This window comes from Streptomyces xinghaiensis S187, from assembly GCF_000220705.2.
GTDB classification, from domain to species: domain Bacteria; phylum Actinomycetota; class Actinomycetes; order Streptomycetales; family Streptomycetaceae; genus Streptomyces; species Streptomyces xinghaiensis.
In genome coordinates, this window is record NZ_CP023202.1 from 1725018 (window position 1) to 1740879 (window position 15862).

The 15862-nt window shown below is 75.0% G+C and carries 14 protein-coding genes; 6 read left to right on the forward strand and 8 right to left on the reverse strand.

The window, feature by feature from the left end; translation table 11 throughout:
- Window positions 1-97: 97 nt before the first annotated feature.
- Entirely contained in the window at window positions 98-400 is a 303-nt protein-coding gene (locus SXIN_RS31210; RefSeq protein WP_157916262.1) for a hypothetical protein, read from the forward strand.
- A gap of 106 nt (window positions 401-506) precedes the next feature.
- On the opposite strand, the gene SXIN_RS07305 is transcribed toward SXIN_RS31210, so the two are convergent.
- Entirely contained in the window at window positions 507-1340 is an 834-nt protein-coding gene (locus SXIN_RS07305; protein ID WP_228430118.1) for an inositol monophosphatase family protein, read from the reverse strand.
- Window positions 1337-2476, reverse strand: coding sequence for a ferrochelatase (locus tag SXIN_RS07310; protein WP_095756757.1), 1140 nt, complete (start codon window positions 2474-2476; stop codon window positions 1337-1339). Before SXIN_RS07310 ends, SXIN_RS07305 begins: the two co-directional genes overlap by 4 nt.
- Before the next feature lie 138 nt (window positions 2477-2614).
- On the opposite strand from SXIN_RS07310, the gene SXIN_RS07315 reads away from it, so the two are divergent.
- The 3 genes from SXIN_RS07315 (at window position 2615) to sepH (ending at window position 6798) form a co-directional block, all read left to right on the forward strand.
- A complete protein-coding gene (locus SXIN_RS07315) occupies window positions 2615-3850 on the forward strand; it encodes an MFS transporter (RefSeq protein WP_019709686.1) in 1236 nt (411 codons plus the stop codon).
- On the forward strand, window positions 3819-5129 hold the full coding sequence (locus SXIN_RS07320) for a D-arabinono-1,4-lactone oxidase (RefSeq protein WP_019709687.1): 1311 nt from the start codon (window positions 3819-3821) through the stop codon (window positions 5127-5129). Before SXIN_RS07315 ends, SXIN_RS07320 begins: the two co-directional genes overlap by 32 nt.
- A gap of 565 nt (window positions 5130-5694) precedes the next feature.
- Complete coding sequence (sepH, locus tag SXIN_RS07325) at window positions 5695-6798, forward strand: septation protein SepH (RefSeq protein WP_095756758.1); 1104 nt, start codon at window positions 5695-5697, stop codon at window positions 6796-6798.
- Between the two features lie 123 nt (window positions 6799-6921).
- Here the strand turns inward: sepH and SXIN_RS07330 are convergent, their stop codons facing one another.
- Window positions 6922-7758, reverse strand: a complete 837-nt coding sequence (locus tag SXIN_RS07330) for a sulfurtransferase (protein ID WP_095756759.1) — start codon at window positions 7756-7758, stop codon at window positions 6922-6924.
- Between the two features lie 261 nt (window positions 7759-8019).
- On the opposite strand from SXIN_RS07330, the gene SXIN_RS07335 reads away from it, so the two are divergent.
- Window positions 8020-8781, forward strand: a complete 762-nt coding sequence (locus SXIN_RS07335) for a VOC family protein (RefSeq protein WP_095756760.1) — start codon at window positions 8020-8022, stop codon at window positions 8779-8781.
- On the opposite strand, the gene SXIN_RS07340 is transcribed toward SXIN_RS07335, so the two are convergent.
- The 4 genes from SXIN_RS07340 to SXIN_RS07355 all read right to left on the reverse strand — a co-directional run bounded on the left by SXIN_RS07340 (window position 8756) and on the right by SXIN_RS07355 (window position 14226).
- Window positions 8756-9442, reverse strand: a complete 687-nt coding sequence (locus SXIN_RS07340; protein WP_019709690.1) for a thymidine kinase — start codon at window positions 9440-9442, stop codon at window positions 8756-8758. The two genes, SXIN_RS07335 and SXIN_RS07340, sit on opposite strands and share 26 nt — an antisense overlap.
- An 88-nt stretch (window positions 9443-9530) precedes the next feature.
- A complete protein-coding gene (locus tag SXIN_RS07345) occupies window positions 9531-10727 on the reverse strand; it encodes an alkaline phosphatase family protein (RefSeq protein ID WP_019709691.1) in 1197 nt (398 codons plus the stop codon).
- A complete protein-coding gene (locus SXIN_RS07350; protein ID WP_019709692.1) occupies window positions 10727-11320 on the reverse strand; it encodes a DUF5998 family protein in 594 nt (197 codons plus the stop codon). The genes SXIN_RS07345 and SXIN_RS07350 overlap by 1 nt, the downstream gene beginning before the upstream one ends.
- 83 nt (window positions 11321-11403) lie before the next feature.
- Window positions 11404-14226, reverse strand: coding sequence for a bifunctional acetate--CoA ligase family protein/GNAT family N-acetyltransferase (locus SXIN_RS07355; RefSeq protein WP_095756761.1), 2823 nt, complete (start codon window positions 14224-14226; stop codon window positions 11404-11406).
- A 221-nt stretch (window positions 14227-14447) separates the two neighbouring features.
- Here SXIN_RS07355 and SXIN_RS07360 point away from each other — a divergent pair, with 221 nt between their 5' ends.
- Window positions 14448-14729 (forward strand): HPr family phosphocarrier protein, encoded by a 282-nt coding sequence (locus SXIN_RS07360; RefSeq protein ID WP_019706451.1) that lies wholly within the window; start codon window positions 14448-14450, stop codon window positions 14727-14729.
- A 301-nt stretch (window positions 14730-15030) separates the two neighbouring features.
- Here SXIN_RS07360 and SXIN_RS07365 read toward each other — a convergent pair whose 3' ends face one another.
- Entirely contained in the window at window positions 15031-15738 is a 708-nt protein-coding gene (locus SXIN_RS07365) for a GntR family transcriptional regulator (RefSeq protein WP_019709693.1), read from the reverse strand.
- Window positions 15739-15862 lie beyond the last annotated feature (124 nt).

Consider the following 15862-nt stretch of genomic DNA (forward strand, 5'->3'; position numbering starts at 1 on the left):
CCGCCCGTAAACCGGCGGTAAGCGGATCACCGGATCGGGAGAATCAGGATTCTTATCGCGTTTGAGGTTTCTCTGAGGTCCGGGTTGGGGAGGACGAATGCACATCCGAGATCACGCCCTGTACGTGGCATGCCACGACCTGCTGTCCCCCGCAGAGAAGCGGTGCGTGATCAACCCGCCGTCGGCACACCCCCGTGCCATCGACCCACGACGAGGGGGCGCAACCATGGACGCGTTCACCGCAGGACTTCTGCAGCGTATAGAGAGCACCGAGTCCGACCTGACGCGCGCTCGGGAGACGGGCGACGACTTCCTCGTGGAGGTGGAGCTGGCGGAGCTGGACGATCTTCGCCGCCTCGCAGCCGAGCACGGCGTGGAGATCGGCGCCCTGACCGCCTGAGCCGGCCCCGGTCACGTTACGGAGGGCGCCCCGGTACCGTTCACCCGGTACCGGGGCGCCCTCCGCCCGTTTCCGGGGGTGCGGCGTTTCCGGGGCGCGGCCCGGCTCAGCCCGCGGGGTGGTCGTCGTGCCAGGCGCCGAGCTCCTCCAGCCGGCCGCGCAGCGCCTCGAAGAGCCCCGGCGGTGCGGCCACGGCCAGCTCGCCGGAGAGCGGCTCCCCGGGCCGGCCGCCGGTAACCGCTCCGGCCTCCCGGGCGATCAGCTCGCCCGCGGCGTAGTCCCACGGGTTGAGCCCGCGCTCGTAGTAGCCGTCGAGCCGGCCCGCCGCCACATCGCAGAGGTCGATCGCGGCGGACCCGGAGCGCCGGACGTCCCGCAGGTCCGGCACCAGCGCGCGGAGCACCGCGGCCTGCCCGATCTTGCGCTCGCGGACATAGCCGAAGCCGGTGCCGATGAGGGCCCGGTCCAGCGGCGGCGCGGGATTGCAGCGCAGCCGCCGCTCGCCCCGGTACGCTCCCCCGCCCAGCACGGCCCGGGACGTCTCGCCCCGCACCGGCGCGGCCACCACGCCGGCCACCGTCTCGCCGCCGGCCTCGGCGGCGATGCTCACCGCCCAGTCGGGCCGCCCGTAGAGGTAGTTGACCGTGCCGTCGATGGGGTCGACTATCCAGCGGACGCCGCTGCGGCCCGCGGTGTCCGCGCCCTCCTCGCCGAGGAGGCCGTCGTCCGGCCGCCGCTCCGCCAGGAAGTCCTTGATCAGCTTCTCCGAGGCGATGTCCATCTCGGTGACGACGTCGATGGCGCTGGTCTTGGTCGCGGCCACCCCGAGGTCCTCCGGGCGGCTGTCGCGCAGCAGCGCCCCGGCGCGCTCGGCGGCCTCCAGGGCGATCGGCAGCAGCTCCCGGCCCAGGGCTTCGAGGTCCGTGTCCCGGGCGCTCACCGCGCGGCTCCCGCGTACGGGTCGTCCGCCCCGGCGGCGGCCGGCTTGGGCGTCCGGCCCGGGCAGCAGCCCACCGGGCAGACGTCGTGGCTCGGGCCGAGGTCACCCAGCGCGCGGCGGCGCACCTCCTCGCCGCGCTCGGCGGCCGCGCGCTCCAGGACCAGCTCCCGGATGCCGGCCACGAAGCGCGGATCGGCGCCGACCGTGCCGGCCCGGGCCACCGGCAGGTCCAGCGCGGTGGCCTTCGCCATGGCCTCCGTGTCGAGGTCGTAGATGACCTCCATGTGGTCGGAGACGAAGCCGATGGGGACCATGACGACGGCGGGCGCGCCCGCGCCGTGCAGCTCCTCCAGGTGGTCGCAGATGTCCGGCTCCAGCCAGGGGATGTGCGGGGCACCGCTGCGCGACTGGTAGACGAGCCGCCACGGCCGCTCCACGCCGTCCGATCCGCGCACCGCCTCCGCGATCAGCCGGGCGACGTCCAGGTGCTGCGCGACGTACGCGCCGCCGTCGCCGTGGCCCTCCGGCGGGCCGGAGGTGTCGGCCGAGGCCGTGGGGATGGAGTGGGTGGTGAACGCCAGATGGGCGCCCTCCCGCACCTCCTCCGGCAGCCCGGCGAGCGCCGTGAGCGCCGCCTCGGCCACGGGCTCGACGAAGCCCGGGTGGTTGAAGTAGTGCCGGAGCTTGTCGATCCGCGGCAGGGGCAGGCCCTCGGCCTCCAGGGCCGCGAGCGACGCGGCGAGGTTCTCACGGTACTGCCGGCAGCCGGAGTAGGAGGCGTAGGCGCTGGTGGCCAGCGTGAGGACGCGGCGGTGCCCGGCGGCGGCCATCTCCCGCAGGGTGTCCGTGAGATAGGGCGCCCAGTTGCGGTTGCCCCAGTACACGGGGAGGTCCAGGCCGTGCTCGGCGAAGTCCTTGCGGAGCGCGGCCAGCAGCTCGCGGTTCTGGTCGTTGATGGGGCTCACGCCCCCGAAGAGGAAGTAGTGCTGCCCCACTTCCTCCAGCCGCTCGCGGGGGATGCCCCGGCCGCGGGTGACGTTCTCCAGGAAGGGCACCACGTCGTCCGGCCCCTCGGGGCCGCCGAAGGAGAGGAGCAGCAGGGCGTCGTAGGGATCGGGGACTGACTGATCGGACATGCCGCCGATCCTGCCACCCGCCACCGACGGCCGGGAAAATACCCGGGCGTCCGGGCCCCGGACGGCCGTAGGCTGAGGCGCCCCTGTCCCCAGTCCTCCCCCAGTCCTCCCCTGCCAGGTCGCCGCCGGAGCCGATACGTGTCCAGTCCCTACCGCGAGATCTTCGCGCACCCCGGCACCATGGCGTTCTCCGCGGCCGGTCTCCTCGGGCGGATGCCGGCGGCCATGCTGGCCATCGGCGTCGTCACGATGATCTCCCGGCTGACGGGCCGCTACGGGCTGGCCGGGGCGGTCGCCGCGACGCTGGCCCTCTCCTCCGCCTGCCTGGCCCCGCGGATCTCCCGGCTGGTCGACCGGCACGGCCAGCGCCGGGTGCTGCGCCCCGCCCTGCTCGGCTCGGTGACCGCCGTCACGGGACTGCTGGTCTCCGCCCGCCAGGGGCTGCCCGCCTGGACGCTCTTCCTCTTCGCCGCCGGAGCCGGCTGTGTGCCGCACATCGGCTCGATGATCCGCTCCCGCTGGGCCGCGCTGCACCGCGGCTCGCCGCGGATGCTGCACACCGCCTACTCCTGGGAGTCCCTGGTCGACGAGGTCTGCTTCGTCCTCGGGCCGCTGGTCTCCATCGGGCTGTCCACCCAGTGGTTCCCGGAGGCCGGGCCGCTGGCCGCCCTGGTGTTCCTCACCGCGGGCGTCCTGTGGCTGACCTCCCAGCGCGCCACCGAGCCCGTGCCGCATCCCCGCGAGCAGCACACCGCGGGCTCGGCGCTCCGCTCCCCCGGTCTGCGGGTGCTCGTGATGACCTTCGGCGTCTGTGGAGCGATCTTCAGTTCGGTCGACGTGGTGACGGTGGCCTTCGCCGAGGAGGCCGGCCATCCGGCGCTGGCCGGGCCCGTGCTGGCGGTGTACGCCCTGGGGTCGGGGCTGGCCGCCGGGGTGTTCGGACTGCTGGACCTGAAGGGCGCGCCGTCCCGCCGGTGGCTGCTCGGGGTGTGGGCGATGGCGCTCTGCACGCTGCCCCTGCTGTCGGCCGGGAACCTGCTCGCGCTGGCCGCCGCCCTCTTCTTCGCCGGCATGACGATCGCCCCCACCGCGGTCACCACCATGGCCCTGGTCGCACAGCACGTCCCCGCCGCCCGGCTGACCGAGGGCATGAGCTGGACGAGCACCGGCGTGCAGCTGGGCCTCGCCGGCGGGGCGGCCGCCGGCGGCTGGGTGGTCGACGCGGCGGGGGCCGGGGCCGGATACTCGGTGCCCGCCGGGGCTGGACTTCTCGCGGCAGTGGTGGCATCCCTGGGGTACCGCCGGCTCCGGCCGGCTCCGCGGCGGCAGAGAGTGGGAGCACATGACGCAGAAGACCGGCGACGCGTGGCGTAACTGGGCGGGGACGGTGGCGGCGCGGCCGCTGCGCTCCCCGGCCCCCGCGACCACCGACGAGGTGGCCCGGATCGTCAAGTCGGCGGCCGAGGAGGGGGTTCCGGTGAAGGCCGTCGGCACCGGCCACTCCTTCACCGCCGCCGCGGCCACCGACGGCGTGCTGATCCGCCCCGACCGGCTGACCGGGGTCCGGCGGATCGACCGCGACGCCGGGACGGTCACCGTGGCCGCGGGCACACCGCTGTGGCAGCTCAACCAGACGCTGGCCGGTGCGGGCCTGTCGCTGACGAACATGGGCGACATCATGGCGCAGACGGCCGCCGGGGCCACGAGCACCGGGACGCACGGCACGGGGCGGGACTCCGGCTCCATATCCGCGCAGCTCACCGCCCTGGAACTGGTCACCGCCGACGGCTCGGTGCTGCAGTGCTCGCGCGAGGAGAACCCCGAGGTCTTCGCCGCGGCCCGGATCGGCCTGGGCGCGCTGGGGGTCGTCACCGCCCTCACCTTCGCGGTCGAGCCGCTCTTCCTGCTCACCGCCCGCGAGGAACCGATGCCGCTGGACCGGGTGCTGGCCGACTTCGACCAGCTGACGCGGGAGAACGAGCACTTCGAGTTCTACTGGTTCCCGCACACGGAGCACTGCAACACCAAGCGGAACAACCGCAGCGCCGGTCCCCCCGCCCCGCTCGGCCGGATCGGCGGCTGGGTCGAGGACGAACTGCTCTCCAACGCCGCCTTCCAGCTGGTGTGTTCGGCGGGCCGCGCCGTGCCCGCCGCGATCCCGCGGATGGCCCGGATCACCGGCCGCGCGCTGTCGGCGCGCACCTACACCGACATTCCGTACAAGGTCTTCACCTGCCCGCGCCGGGTCCGGTTCGTGGAGATGGAGTACGCCGTCCCGCGCGCGGCGGGCATCGCCGCGCTGCGCGAGGTGAAGGCCCTCATCGAGCGCTCCGGTCTGCGCGTCGGCTTCCCCGTGGAGGTGCGCACCGCGCCGGCCGACGACATCACGCTCTCCACGGCGTCCGGCCGGGACAGCGTCTACATCGCCGTGCACCTGTACCGCGGCACCCCGTACCGGCCGTACTTCTCGGAGGTCGAGCGGATCATGACGGCCCATGAGGGGCGCCCGCACTGGGGAAAGCTGCACAGCCGGGACGCGGGCCAACTCGCCTCGGTGTACCCGCGCTTCGGCGAGTTCACGGCGCTGCGCGACCGGCTCGACCCGGACCGGGTGTTCGGCAACGCGTATCTGCGGCGGGTCCTGGGCGGCTGACGGGCCGCCGCGCGGCGGCACGTACCGGCCACTGCCCCTTCGGTCGGATGTGCGACCTGGGTACGGGGCAGGGGCCCGGGCCGGTGGTCCGCGCGCCGGCGCCCGGCGCTCCGTCACTCTCCGTCCACGCTCCGGCCGCACCGCCACCCGCCTCCGGAGCGGGGCGAACCGGAGGAGATGACTCCGCATCAGGAGGTTCCGTGAAACTCCGTCCGCGCACGGCGACCCGTGCTCCCGCCGATCGCGTCCGGGCGGCAGAAGCGGGCGGCGTGCCAGTCCACCCGGGTGGGCTGAATGGAGTACTGTGGCGAATCCTGGCTCCGGCTCCCCGCCGGGCTGCCCGGATCCGCGAAAGCGGCCCGGAGCAGGGTTCGGACCGACGTAGTCGTGGCAGGACCTGGGTAGGGTGCATGGGACGGACGGCGCGGTCACGCATCGTGACACATGGGTTACCGCGTCACAACGGCGAAGAAGGGCCCCGGCCCGACACGCCGGGCAACTCGGCAATGCTGTGGCAGGCTGCACCCGGGCAGGCCACACTCGTCTAGCGGAAGCAGCGACGCACGTGACGTCGGCAGGCACCACCCGGGAGGTCCCCATGCCCGAACTGCGTGTCGTGGCCGTCAGCAACGACGGCACACGGCTGGTGCTGAAGGCTGCGGACAGCACGGAATACACCCTTCCGATCGATGAGCGGCTGCGCGCCGCCGTGCGGAACGACCGTGCCCGGCTGGGCCAGATCGAGATCGAGGTCGAGAGCCACCTCCGCCCCCGGGACATCCAGGCGCGGATAAGGGCGGGTGCCTCCGCCGAGGAGGTCGCACAGCTCGCCGGCATCCCCGTCGAGCGGGTGCGCCGCTTCGAGGGCCCGGTGCTCGCCGAGCGCGCGTTCATGGCCGAGCGGGCCCGCAAGACCCCGGTCCGCCGTCCGGGCGAGAACACCGGGCCCCAGCTCGGCGAGGCCGTCGCGGAGCGCCTGATGCTGCGCGGCGCGGAGAAGGACACCGTCCAGTGGGACTCCTGGCGGCGCGACGACGGTACCTGGGAGGTCCTGCTCGCCTACCGGGTCGCCGGTGAACCGCACTCCGCGAGCTGGACCTACGATCCCCCGCGCCGGCTGGTGCAGGCGGTGGACGACGAGGCCCGCTCGCTGATCGGGGACACGGACGACACCCCCGAGCCGAGCATCCCGTTCGTTCCCCGGATCGCCCGGCTCCCCCGGGACCGGCCGATGGACCGCACCGTCCCGATCGACCGCTCGGAGCGGCCGGACCGCGCACTGTCCGCCCGCTCGGAGTCCGACGAGACCGCCGAGCGGGACAGCCGCGACCGCGACTCGCTGACCAGCCTGCTGGAGGCGGTGCCGAGCTTCCGGGGCGACATGGTCGTACCGGAGCAGACCTCGCAGTCCCGGGCCGAGCCCGCCGACAGCCCTCCGGACGACGAGCCGGCCGCCGCCGAGGAGCCCGCGGCACCGCCCGCCGCGGCGAGCGCCGGCTCGGCGTACGCCGACGTGCTGATGCCCCGCGCCGTGGCGGGTCACCGGGACCGGCTCACCGGCACGACGGACCGGCAGGCGGAGGCGGACGGCGTCCGTCCCGGCCGCCGCGCCGCCGTACCGAGCTGGGACGAGATCGTCTTCGGCACCCGCCGCAAGAAGCAGGAGTAGCCGGAGCCCTCCGGCGGCGACGCCCGGTGGCCGGGGACCCGCGCGTCACCGCGGGGTCCCCGGCCACCGGGCGTTCGTCCGTACGGACCGGGGGCCGCCCCTGGCCGGGGCCGCCGGGCCGTGTCAGCCCGGGTCGGCGCCCGTGGCGACCGGACGCTCCGGACCGGCGCACCACTCGCTCCAGGAACCGGGGTACAGGGCCGCCGGAATGCCCGCCAGCTCCAGCGCGAGCACCTCCTGTGCCGCCGAGACCCCGGAGCCGCAGTACACGCCCACGGGCGCGTCACCGCGGACCCCGAGGGCGGCGAAGCGTCCGGCGAGCTCGCCCGCCGGACGGAACCGGCCCCCGGCGGTGAGGTTGCCGGCCGTCGGCGCGGACAGCGCTCCCGGGATGTGGCCCGCCACCGGGTCGACCGGTTCCACCTCGCCGCGGTAGCGCTCGGCCGCGCGGGCGTCCAGCAGCACGCCCTTGCGCGCCAGTTCGGCCGCCTCGTCCGCGCCGAGCACCGGCAGACCGCCCGGGTCGGGCTCGAACGTGCCCTCGGCCGGGGCGGGTTCGGCCGTCTCCAGCGGGCCGCCGATCTCCCGCCAGGCGCGGAGGCCGCCGTCGAGGACGCGGACCGAGGGGTGCCCGGCCCAGCGGAGCAGCCACCACGCGCGGGCCGCGCCCCAGCCCTGCGCGTCGTCGTACACCACGACCGGGCGGCCGGAGGAGACACCGGCCCGCCGCATCGCGGCCCCGAGGACGGCCGGGTCCGGCAGCGGGTGCCGGCCGCCGCTCCCGGGCGGTCCGGCGAGGTCGGCCTCCAGATCCACGTAGACGGCGCCGGGGATGTGGCCCTCCTCGTACGCCGGTCTGCCCGGTGGGCCGCCCAGCTGCCAGCGCACGTCCAGGAGGACCGGCGGGGAGCCGCCCGCCGCCTCCCGGGCCAGATCGGATGCGGTGATGAGGGTGTCCATGTCCCCATCTTCGCGTAGGCCGGCTGCGCACCGGACCGGCTCCGGAAACCAGCCGTACGTCGGGCAGTTGTCGGACAGCCGGACCGCCGGGACGGATACGCAACGGCAAAGTGGGCATCCTTGACCCCAAAGCCATGGAACGCGGCGCGGCCGTCTCCCTCGGCGCGGCAGCTGGTGCAAGCATGAGGCCGGGCGCCTCCCACCGCGACGACGTGCGCCCGGTCCCGCCCGGATCCGAACGCCCCGAGGAGAGTAGTGACGATGACCGAGGCAGCCACGCCGCGTACACCGGGAACGCCCTGCTGGGTGAGCCTGATGGCGCACAACCTGGCGGCGACCCAGGACTTCTACGGCGCCCTGTTCGGCTGGAGCTTCGTGCCCGCGCCGCGGCAGCTCGGGCCGTATGTCCGCGCCCAGCTGGGCGGACGCGAGGTCGCCGGGGTGGGCGAGCTGTCGGGCGGGCGCGAGCTGCCGGTCGCCTGGACCACCTATCTGGCCACCGACGACGCGGACGCGACGGCCGAGCTGATCCGCGCCTGCGGCGGTACGGTCGCCGTCGGCCCGCTGGACGCGGGGGACGCGGGGCGGCTGGCGATCGCCTCGGACCCGTTCGGCGCGGTCTTCGGGATCTGGCAGGGGCTGGCCCTGGCCGGAGCCCAGGCTTCCGGTGAGCCGGGCACCCAGACCTGGAACGATCTCCAGCAGCAGGACTTGGCGGCCGCGAAGTTCTACGAGGCCGTCTTCGGCTACGACAGCGCGGCGAACGGCCCCGAGGAGATCACGCTCTCCCTGGCCGGCCGGCCCGTGGCCGCCGTGCGGGAGCTGGGCGAGGAGCCGGTCCGGGGGCACGGGCCGCGCTGGATGACGTACTTCGAGTCGGCCGATCCGGACGCCGACGCGCGCCGGGTGGCGGGTCTGGGCGGCCGCCTGCTGGCGCCGCCGCACGACCAGCCGTTCGGGCGGGTGGCCACGGTCGCCGACCCCGAGGGCGCGGTCTTCAATCTGCTGCGGACGGCCCGCTGACGACGGGCCCCTCTCCGCGGTCGACCGGGAGGACGTCCGGGGAGAGCGCGGCGGCGCGGGCCGCGGCCGACGTCATCCGGCGCCGGTGGTGGCGGCGGCACAGCACCTCGTAGCCGGTCTCGTCCCCGGACAGGCCGACGTCCCCGACGACCACCTGCTCGCCCTCCACGACCATCCGGCCGCCGGACGTGCGGGCGTTGTGGGTGGCCCGCGCGCCGCACCAGCAGAGCGCCTCGACCTGCAGGGTCTCGATGCGGTCGGCGAGTTCGACCAGCCGCTGCGAGCCGGGGAAGAGCTTGGAGCGGAAGTCGGTCGTGATGCCGAAGGCGAAGACGTCGACGCCCAGATCGTCGACGACCCGGGCGAGTTGGTCGATCTGCGCGGGCGCGAGGAACTGCGCCTCGTCGGCGATCACGTAGTCGGCGCGGCCGCCCGCGGAGAGGTGGCCGACGAGATGGGCGTAGAGGTCGAGGTCCGCGGCCGCCTCGATGGCCTCGGTGACGAGGCCCAGCCGGGAGGAGAGCTTGCCCTCCCCGGCCCGGTCGTCCCGGGTGAAGATCAGGCCCTGGAGGCCGCGCGCCGACCGGTTGTGCTCGATCTGCAGGGCGAGAGTCGACTTACCGCAGTCCATCGTGCCGCTGAAGAAGACCAGTTCGGGCATCGGGGGTGGAGGGCCTTTCGGTTCGGGGTCGCGGCCGGTCGCGCCGGGGCCCGCGCGGACCGGGCACAACCGGTCGGCGCGCGGTCGGTCAGGAGCGTACTTCGAGCAGCGGGACGAGCTGTTCGGCGGCCGTCATCGAACCGTGCAGCCCCACCATCGAGGACTCGTTGGGCTCGGTGCGGGACGCGGTGATCGCCACGTCGGCGCAGGCCGCGGCGACGACATCGCCGATACGGCCGTACACGCGCTCCTCCACGGGGCCGAACCAGCCCGCCTCGACGGCCTCGTCGCGGCTCGCGACCCACATCCGGTCGCCGAGCACCTCGCGCCACACGGCGGCGACGTCACCGGCGGCGCCGGGGACGGCGTAGACGTGCCGGGCGCGGGCCTCGCCGCCGAGGATCGCGACGCCGGCGCGCAGCTCCCAGTCCTCGTCGAAGTCGATCCGGGACTCCTCGTCGAACGGGATGTCGACCATCCCGTGGTCGGCGGTGATGTAGAGCGCCGAGCGGGGCGGCAGTTGCTCGGCGAGGCGCTGCGCGAGCCGGTCCACGTAGGCGAGTTCGGCGAGCCATTCGCCGGAGCCGGTGCCGTGGCGGTGCCCCTTGCCGTCCACCTCGCTGTAGTACGTGTAGACGAGCGAGCGGCCCGCGGCGCCGAGTTCCGCCGCGGCGAGGTCCATCCGCTCCTCGCCGGTGGCCCGGCCGTGGAAGGTGCCGCCGCTGAGCGCCACCCGGGTCAGCGGGGTGGTCTCGAAACCGGGCGCGGAGACCTGGCAGGTGTGGATGCCGGCCGCGTCCGCGCGCTGGAAGACCGTCGGGTACGGCTGCCAGACGTGCGGGTCGGTCCAGGGCCGCCAGCGGAGCTGGTTCATCAGCACGCCGCTCGCCGGGTCCAGGACGGTGTAGCCGGCCAGGCCGTGCGCGCCGGGCGGCAGGCCGGTGCCGACGGAGGCGAGGGAGGTGGCCGTGGTGGAGGGGAAGCCCGCGGTGAGGGGCCCGCCGGTGCCGCCGTTGGAGCCGGCCAGCAGGGAGGTCAGGAACGGGGCCTCGCCGGGGTGGGCCCTCAGCAGCTCCCAGCCGAGGCCGTCCACGAGGAAGACGCAGTTCCGGTCGGCCGGTTCCAGTCCGAGTCCGGGGCTCAGGCCGGGAACCCCCTGGCCGGCGGCGAGGGTCGGCAGCAGCTCGGCGAGCGATCCGGTCCCGTAGGCCGGTGCGGGGGCGGAGCGCGGATCGAGCGGGGCGGGGTCCTGCCAGGCGGAGCCGGCGGTGGCGGGCTGGGCCATCAGCGGGCGGCGGTGGAGGCCACGGTGGCCTCGGAGAGCGACTGCGCGAAGGCGAGCGTCTGGCGGACGGAGTCGGGTCCGTCACCGGCCTCGCTGACCCGCAGGCTGAGGTCGTCGGCGGTGGAGTTGCCGGTGTAGCCGTGGTCGGCCTCGCAGCCCGGGTCGCCGCAGGCGGCGGGCTCCAGGTCGATGCGGTTGACCGCGCCCCAGCCGATGGTCAGGACGACCTCGCGGGGCAGCGTGCCCGGGGTGTACGACTCGGGGTTGGCCACGACCCGGCTGAGCACCACGGAGGAGATCCGCTCCAGCCGCACCGACTCCGTGGAGGTGGTCGCGTACGGGGAGGGGGAGGTGCCGTCGGCGGCCTGCTCGTCGGTGTGGCTGACGATGAACCGGGTGCGGGTCAGCACGAGCACGGTGACATGGCGGCGGACCTCGTTGGAATCGAAGGTGGTCTCCTGGTGGACCAGGTACGAGGTGACCGGTTCGCCGCCCACGGCGGCCTCCACCGCCTCGGCCACCAGGGCCGGGTAGTAACCGCTGCGCTCGATCGCCGAGCGCAGCCCTTGGGTCGTCGTGCCGGTCTTCGCCATGGCCCCATCCTACGGGGCGGCGGCACCGCCCGAGGAACGGCGGCACCGCCCGGCGGCCGGCCCCCGGCCGCCCGCGGGACGGCTCAGTAGACGGGCAGCCGGCGCGGGCCCATGTCGGAACCGGTGGGCGGGGCCGCGAGCCGTACGGAGGCGCCGAGCACGCTCAGCCCGTGGGCGGCGACGACGACCGGTTCCAGCTCCACCGCGACCACCTCGGGGTGGTCGTCGACCAGCCGGGAGAGCCGGAGCAGCAGTTCCTCCAGGGCCGCGGTGTCCACCGGGTCCGCTCCGCGCCAGCCGAAGAGGAGCGGCGCGGCCCGGATGGACCGGATCAGCTCGGCGGCGTCCCGGTCGGTGGCGGGCAGCAGGCGGTGCGCGATGTCGCCGAGCAGTTCGGAGGGCGCGCCGGAGAGGCCGAAGGACAGCACGGCGCCGGCCGCGGGGTCGATCGCCGCCCGGACGACGGTGTCGACGCCGCGGGGCACCATGGCCTGCACCACGGGGCGCAGTTCCTCCGGCTTGCCCAGGAAGTCGGTGAACTCCCGGTAGGCGCGGCGCAGGGCCTCCTCGGTGGTGAGGTCGAGCCGGACGCCGCCCAGGTCGGCGCGGTGGCGCAGGTGCGGGGCGGTGGTCTTCAGCGCGACCGGGTAGCCGAGGGTGGCCGCGGCCCGGGCGGCGGTGTCCGCGTCGGGCGCGGGCAGCGCGGGCCGGACGGTGATGCCGTACCGGGCGAGCAGGGAGGCGGCGCGGTCGGCGGGGAGCGGGAAGCTGCGGGCGTCCCGGTCGCCGGCGGCGGCGAGCAGGTCGTCGATCTCGGTGCCCGCCCCGGCCTCGTCGATGTCCTCGTACTCGGGGACCCGGCCCGGCTCGGCGGCCGTCCGGCGCCAGGCGGCGTAGCGCACGGCCTCGGCGAGCGCCCTTACGGCCCGTTCGGCCGCGGGGTAGGCGGGGACGCCCGAACCGCGCGGGGTGCCGTCGTCCTCCGTGTCCGCGTCCGCGGCGGCGGACGCCCCGGTGGCCGCCGCCGGGTCCTCCCCGGAAGCGCCGAGGGCGGCCGCGAGCCCGTCCATCTCCAGGTGGGCCACGACGACCGGCTTGCCGGCGCCGCCCGCCCGGACGGCGTCGCGCAGGGCGGCGGCCAGCTCCGGGCCCTCGTCGGGCGAGGGGCCGTCGCCCTCGCCGACCCAGGGGATGGCCGTGACGACGACCGCGTCGCAGGCGTCGTCGGCGAGCGCCGCGGCGAGCGCCGTGCGGAAGTCGTCGGGGGTGGCCTGGGTGGTGAGGTCGAGCGGGGTGAGCGGGCGGAGCCGTTCGGTGAGGCAGGCGTCGTAGGCGAGCAGGCCGAGGGATTCGGAGTTGCCGAGGATGGCCACCCGCGGTCCGTCCGGCAGGGGCTGGCCGGCCAGCAGCAGGCCGGTGTCGACGAGTTCGGTGACGGTGTCGACGCGGATCACCCCCGCCTGCCGGAAGAGCGCCGAGACGGTGGCGTCGGGGATGCGGGCGCTGGGCACGGCGTGCCCGGTGGGGGCGGCGCCGCTGTGCCGGGCGCCCTTGACCACGACGACGGGTTTCGCGGCGGCCGTGCGGCGGGCGAGGCGGGTGAACTTCCGCGGGTTGCCGATGGATTCCAGGTACATCAGGACGACGTCGGTGGCCGGGTCGTCGTGCCAGAACTGGAGGACGTCGTTGCCGGAGACGTCGGCGCGGTTGCCCGCCGAGACGAAGGTCGAGGTGCCGATGTGGCCGGCGCCGCGCCGGTGCAGCGCGGAGAGCAGGGCGATGCCGATGGCGCCGGACTGGGTGAAGAGGCCGATGTGCCCGGGCGGCGGCAGTTCGGGGGCGAGGGAGGCGTTGAGGCGTACGCCGGGCGCGGTGTTGAGGATGCCGAAGGCGTTCGGGCCGATGATGCGCATGCCGTACGAGCGGGCCTGGCGGACCAGTTCGCGCTGCCGCTCGCGCCCCTCGGGGCCGCTCTCGCCGTAGCCGGAGGAGATGACGACCAGACCCTGCACGCCGTGCTCGCCGCAGTCGGCGACGACGGCGGGCACGGACTCCGCGGGGACGGCGACGACGGCGAGGTCCACGGCCCCGCCGATCTCCCCGACGGTGCGGTGGGCGGGCACGCCCTCCGGCTCCAGGGTGCCCAGGCCCTCGGGGAAGGCCCGGTTGACGGCGTGCACGCGGCCGGTGAAGCCGCCGTGCAGCAGGGCGCGGAGGACGGCGCGGCCCATGCCGCCGGGCCGGCGTCCGGTGCCGATCACGGCGACCGAGCCGGGGGCCAGCAGCCGCTGGACGGACCGGGCCTCGGCGCGCTGCTCGCGGCTGCGCTGCACGGCCACGGAGCGGTCGGTGGGTTCGAGGTCGAACTCCAGCCGGACGACGCCGTCCTCGAAGTGGCGCTTCTGGGTGTAGCCGGCGTCCGTGAACACCTTGATCATCTTGGTGTTGGCGGGCAGCACCTCGGCGGCGAAGCGGCGGATGCCGCGTTCGCGGGCGACGGCGGCGATGTGTTCGAGGAGGGCGGAGGCGAGGCCGCGGCCCTGGTGGGCGTCCTGGACGAGGAAGGCGACCTCGGCCTCGTCGGCCGGGGCGGAGGCGGGCCGTCCGGTGGCGTCGATGCGGTCGTACCGCACGGTGGCGATGAACTCCCCGCCCACGACGGCCGCCAGGCCGACCCGGTCGACGTAGTCGTGGTGGGTGAAGCGGTGGACGTCACGGTCGGACAGCCGGGGGTACGGCGCGAAGAAGCGGTAGTACTTGGACTCGTCCGAGACCTGCTCGTAGAAGTCGACCAGGCGCTTCGCGTCGTCCTCGGTGATGGGGCGGATGTGGGCGGTGCCGCCGTCGCGCAGGACGACGTCGGCTTCCCAGTGGGCCGGATAGACGTGCTCCGACGGCGTTTCCATGGGGCCAAGCGTACGGGTGTGCGGCCCGGCGCGCGGGGTGCCGCGCGCCGGTGCGCCGGTCCGGGCCGGCGGACGGCTGTTCCGGGCCGTCCGGGGAGCGGGTGCGGGACCCCGGTACGGTGACCGCAGGCCGGCCCGGGCACTTGCGGCACCGTGGCAGAATGGTCTAGACAACTTACGGCTCACGGATTACCCGTTTCCTGCGACCGAAGGGCACCACCATGGCAGAGCGCCGCGTCACCGTCGGCTGGGCCGAGGGGCTGCACGCCCGTCCCGCCTCGATCTTCGTCCGCGCGGCGACCGCCTCCGGCGTTCCCGTGACGATCGCCAAGGGCGACAGCTCCCCGGTCAACGCCGCCTCGATGCTCGCGGTGCTCAGCCTGGGCGCCCAGGGTGGCGAGGAGATCGTCCTCACCTCCGAGGCCGAGGGCGCGGACGCCGCGCTCGACCGGCTGGCCAAGCTGGTCTCGGAAGGGCTGGAGGAACTGCCCGAAACGGTCTGAGGCCGGGGCCGTCCCGGCGGTCCGGGCGGTTCCCCTCCGCGGGGGGGCCGTTCCGGGCCGCCGGGTGCGGCGAACAGCGCGCACCGGAGCCGCGGTTGCCCCTCGGGGGCGGCCGCGGCTTCCGTGCGCGGCCCGGGGCCGTCCCGCGCGAGGGCGTACCGGAAAACAATGCGGCGCCCTTGCGGAAGCCGCTTCTTCTCGCCCTCCCCGAATCCGCGTCACCGCCCCGTATACACGTACCGTCCGCACCTTCCCCGCTTCTTCGCCCCCTTTTCCCCACGCCCGCATTACGCCCGCATGGTTAATTCTGGACGCGTTCCGTGTTGACGGATTGTTTCGGATTCCTCACCGCGGCCGGACGGCGCAGCCGGCTGCCCTCCGGCGGCGCGAGTTCGGTGTGCGCCGCCATGAGGGCCCGGGCACGGACCGCGTCCCCCCGCGCGACGGCGTCCACGATGGCGCCGCGCTCCGTCCAGGTGTCGGCAGTGGGCGCCGACCGCGGGGCCGCGTACACCCACGCGATCTTGCGGCGGACCTGGGTGAGCAGGGCGATCAGGCTGGGACTGCCCGAGGCCTGGGCCAGCGTCTCGTGGAACCAGGTGTCCAGCGAGCGCAGATCCGCCGCCTGCCCGTGGCGCGCCCGCTCCCGGCCGAGCGCCACCAGCCCGCGCAGCACCTTGAGATGCGCCTCGGTGCGGCGCTGCGCCGCCCGCCCCGCGGCCAGCGGCTCCAGCAGGGAGCGGATCTCCAGCAGGTCGGCCGCCTCCCGCTCCGTCGGCTCGGCCACACAGGCTCCCGCGTGCCGCCGCGTGGTGACGAACCCCTCGGACTCCAGGGCCCGCAGGGCCTCCCGCACCGGGACCCGCGAGACGCCGTAGCGGCGGGCGAGCAGCTCCTCGGTGAGGCGGCTGCCGAAGGGGTACGTCCCGGCGACGATGTCCTCGCGGATCGCATGGCGCACCGCGTGCGCCGGAATACGGCGGCCGGCGGGCGGCGAATCACCGTTCATCTCCGACTCCGCATTTCCGGACCTCCACTGGAATTCCCGTGGAACACAGGGCTCGACATTCCCGAACTGTATTGCAGGACGCGGAATATGGTGACGGGGATGCGCGCCGGTGCAGGCGATCCGG